The organism is Allobosea sp. CER48 (assembly GCF_044752385.1).
Taxonomy (GTDB): domain Bacteria; phylum Pseudomonadota; class Alphaproteobacteria; order Rhizobiales; family Beijerinckiaceae; genus Allobosea.
The window spans coordinates 1-1,031 of record NZ_JBIWYK010000747.1 but is presented as its reverse complement, the minus strand read 5'-3'; the positions used below and the strand labels follow the sequence as shown (position 1 = coordinate 1,031).

Sequence of the window (1,031 nt, the reverse complement as noted above, 5' to 3'; positions counted from 1 at the left end):
CACCTTGCCCGACGCTCCCGACATGCGGCCATCGGTGACCAGCGCCACCTTGTGGCCGGCGTCCTGCAGCGCGCCCAGCGCCGGGGTCAGCCGGTGCAGTTCGGGCATGCCGTTGGCATTCGGGCCCTGGAAGCGCACCACCGCCACCACATCGCGATTGAGTTCGTCGGCCTCGAACGCCGCCTGCAGCGCCTCCTGCGAATCGAACACGCGCGCCGGGGCCTGCACGATGCGATGCGCGTCGGCCACGGCCGAGACCTTGATCACGCCACGCCCCAGGTTGCCCGCCATCAGCCGCAGGCCGCCTTCGGCCGAGAACGGCGCCGATGCCGGCGCCAGCACGGCGGTATCGCCGCTGGTGGCCGGGCCGTCGCGCCAGCGCAGCGCGCCGTCGGTCATGACCGGCTCTTCGGTGTAGCGGGCCAGGCCACGGCCCACCACGGTATTCACATCTTCGTGCAGCAGCCCGGCTTCCAGCAGTTGGCCGATCACGTAGGCCACGCCGCCCGGTCTCCTGCCTCAGCGGCCGCGATAGGGCGCGACGCCCTGGTCGGGAAGCCACAGGCCCTTCGGCGGCTCGCCCGTCTGCCAGAACACGTCGATCGGGATGCCGCCGCGCGGATACCAGTAGCCGCCGATGCGGAACCATTCCGGCTCGAGCAGCTCGGCAAGCGTCTTGCCGATCGAAACGGTGCAGTCCTCGTGGAAGGCGCCGTGATTCCGGAAGGCGCCGAGATAGAGCTTCAGCGACTTCGATTCCACCAGCCACTGGCCCGGCAGATAGTCGATGACGAGGATGCCGAAATCCGGCTGGCCGGTGACCGGGCAGATCGAGGTGAATTCCGGACAGGTGAAGCGGGTGAGATAGCGCGTGCCGGCATGGGGATTGGGCACGCGGTCGAGCCGCGCCTCCTCGGGGGAGGCCGGCAGGGCGCTGCTCTGGCCGAGCTGCAAGGTCGAGGCGTCGATGGCCATGGGAATACTCCTGTTCGGCCGGCTTCTAGAGCATGTTCGGCAGGAATGGGAGCCGC

The 1,031-nt window shown here is 69.4% G+C and carries 1 protein-coding gene and 1 pseudogene; both read right to left on the bottom strand.

The genetic code is table 11. The features are described 5' to 3' along the window. A pseudogene (locus tag ACIPIA_RS16965) lies at nt 1-501 on the bottom strand (phosphogluconate dehydratase); the annotation flags it as partial. An 18-nt stretch (nt 502-519) separates the two neighbouring features. After that, entirely contained in the window at nt 520-975 is a 456-nt protein-coding gene (queF, locus tag ACIPIA_RS16960) for a preQ(1) synthase (protein WP_400511173.1), read from the bottom strand. Nucleotides 976-1,031: the final 56 nt, after the last annotated feature.